At 44.6% G+C, this 2,139-nt stretch carries 3 protein-coding genes; 1 reads left to right on the top strand and 2 read right to left on the bottom strand.

Going from position 1 to position 2,139, the window contains the following annotated elements:
- Positions 1-15 precede the first annotated feature (15 nt).
- On the top strand, positions 16-528 hold the full coding sequence (gene napF, locus BCT81_RS28910; RefSeq protein ID WP_102426655.1) for a ferredoxin-type protein NapF: 513 nt from the start codon (positions 16-18) through the stop codon (positions 526-528).
- Between the two features lie 204 nt (positions 529-732).
- Here the strand turns inward: napF and yfaE are convergent, their stop codons facing one another.
- Both yfaE and nrdB read right to left on the bottom strand, forming a co-directional pair.
- The gene (yfaE, locus tag BCT81_RS28905; protein ID WP_008222053.1) at positions 733-1,011 is read right to left on the bottom strand and encodes a class I ribonucleotide reductase maintenance protein YfaE; all 279 of its coding nucleotides are present in this window, start codon (positions 1,009-1,011) and stop codon (positions 733-735) included.
- Positions 1,011-2,139: class Ia ribonucleoside-diphosphate reductase subunit beta (gene nrdB, locus BCT81_RS28900; RefSeq protein ID WP_241908295.1), on the bottom strand; the 1,129-nt coding region annotated here is incomplete at its 5' end. The genes nrdB and yfaE, both read right to left, overlap by 1 nt.

Genomic DNA, 2,139 nt, shown 5'->3' with positions numbered 1-2,139 from the left:
GTTATATATTGATTAATGTCTGAGCAAATAAATTCAAATAGGCGTGGTTTTTTAACTCGGTTGTCTAAACCTGTTCAAGCTGCAGCCAGTTATGAAGAGAAATCCCAGCGCTTACATGCTAGGCCACCGCGAGCCGTTGATGAGGTGCTGTTTGAGCGTCTGTGTGACGGCTGTGGCTTGTGTGAGCAAGCGTGCCCAAATAGTGTCATTGAGATACAAGAGGGCAGTGCGCTACTCAATTTGGATTACAACAGCTGCTCAATGTGTAACAAATGCAGTGAAACTTGTCCGACTGGTGCACTTCACCCTACGGTAGCGCCTTACATTGATTTGAAACCGAACTTTGCTGATAGCTGCAATAACTACATGCAAATGGATTGTCACGCCTGTCAGACTGCTTGTTCAGCGGGCGCGATAAAGATTGAAGCTGGTGAACTGCCCAATGTCGCTTTAGACAAGTGCAATGGCTGTGGAGAGTGTAGAAGCGCTTGTTACATCGGTTCAGTGACGTTGAGCCTCACTCATTAAGAAAGGCCGGAGTGTTGTCGCAGTCGACAGGAAGTCTTAGTAATCAGCGGTAGAGCGAGTATTGAAAGCAAAGGTATTCAAATCACCATGTATTAAAATCAAAAAGGGTCCGCACTCCTAGAGGAGGCGGACCCTATTTCGCTGTACTTCTTCAAGCTTTCGAATTGCCGTGTAATTCACGCGATTCGAAACAAGTAGAACGAACTAAGCGCGTTTTTGCTTGTTTCGATGAATCACGTTACTCAACGACAGATCGGATTTCGCTTTGCAGATACAAGGCAAAATTTCGTTGCCTTGTGTGTAAGCCATAGCAAAACCAACGTACTCAACCTCACCAGAATCCAATGTACAGCGGCAAGCGCCACAGTGACCATCACGGCAGTTGTACTCTGGCTCTAACCCTGCCTGTTCCATTGTTTCCAATAGCGTATTTGAAGGGTTAGATTCAATTGAAGTTAGCTTGTTGATTTTGATTGTTGGCATTACAGCTCAAATCCTTCAAAGTCGTCAGCTTTCACTTCGTTGTCGATCTGACCAACTAGGTAAGAACTGATTTCAGCTTCTTGTGGAGCAACTTGTACGTTATCAGAAGATAACCAAGCGTTGATCCATGGAATTGGGTTCGATGTTGCTTCTGGGTAAGCAGTACCAAGACCAACCGCTTGCATACGGATGTTAGTGATGTACTCAACGTATTGGCAAAGAATGTCTTTGTTTAGACCAATCATAGAACCATCTTTGAATAGGTATTCTGCCCACTCTTTTTCTTGTTCAGCCGCTTGCTTGAATAGGTCGAAACACTCTTGCTTACACTCTTCTGCGATTTGCATGAATGTGAAGTCATCCTGACCGTTACGTAGCAAGTTGATCATGTGCTGAGTACCAGTCAGGTGAAGCGCTTCATCACGAGCGATTAGCTTGATGATTTTCGCGTTACCTTCCATTAACTCACGCTCAGCGAATGCAAATGAACACGCAAAACTTACGTAGAAACGAATTGCTTCTAGTGCGTTTACCGACATTAGACATAGGTAAAGCTTCTTCTTCAGGTCGTGAAGTGAAATTTTAACGTCTTCGCCGTTGATGTTGTGGTTGCCTTCACCGTAGCGGTGGTAATCCGCAGTTAGCTGGATAAGGTCGTCGTAGTAGAACGCGATGTCTTTAGCGCGCTTTAGGATCTCTTCGTTTTCAACGATGTCGTCGAATACTAGGCCTGGATCGTTCACGATGTTACGGATGATGTGCGTGTACGAACGAGAGTGAATCGTTTCAGAGAAAGACCAAGTCTCAATCCAAGTTTCAACTTCTGGTAGTGATACTAGTGGAAGTAGGGCAACGTTCGGGCTACGGCCTTGGATAGAATCAAGCAGTGTCTGGTACTTCAAGTTAGAGATGAAGATGTGCTTTTCATGCTCAGGAAGCTTGTTGTAGTCGATACGGTCGCTAGACACGTCTACTTCTTCTGGACGCCAGAAGAAAGAAAGCTGCTTCTCGATAAGCTTCTCGAAGATTTCGAATTTTTGTTGATCGTAACGTGCAACGTTAACCGACTGACCCAAGAACATTGGTTCTTTTAGTTGGTCATTTTTATTCTGAGAAAAAGTACTGTAA

This window comes from Vibrio sp. 10N.261.52.A1, from assembly GCF_002876325.1.
Lineage (GTDB): Bacteria > Pseudomonadota > Gammaproteobacteria > Enterobacterales > Vibrionaceae > Vibrio > Vibrio chagasii.
Note: the sequence above shows the minus strand (reverse complement) of the source record. Positions and strands in the feature narration are given on the sequence as shown.

Bases quoted from the DNA above. Each gene is read 5' to 3' on its own strand.
- napF (WP_102426655.1), top strand. From the start codon at position 16: ATGTCTGAGCAAATAAATTCAAATAGGCGTGGTTTTTTAACTCGGTTG.
- yfaE (WP_008222053.1), bottom strand. From the start codon at position 1,011: ATGCCAACAATCAAAATCAACAAGCTAACTTCAATTGAATCTAACCCT.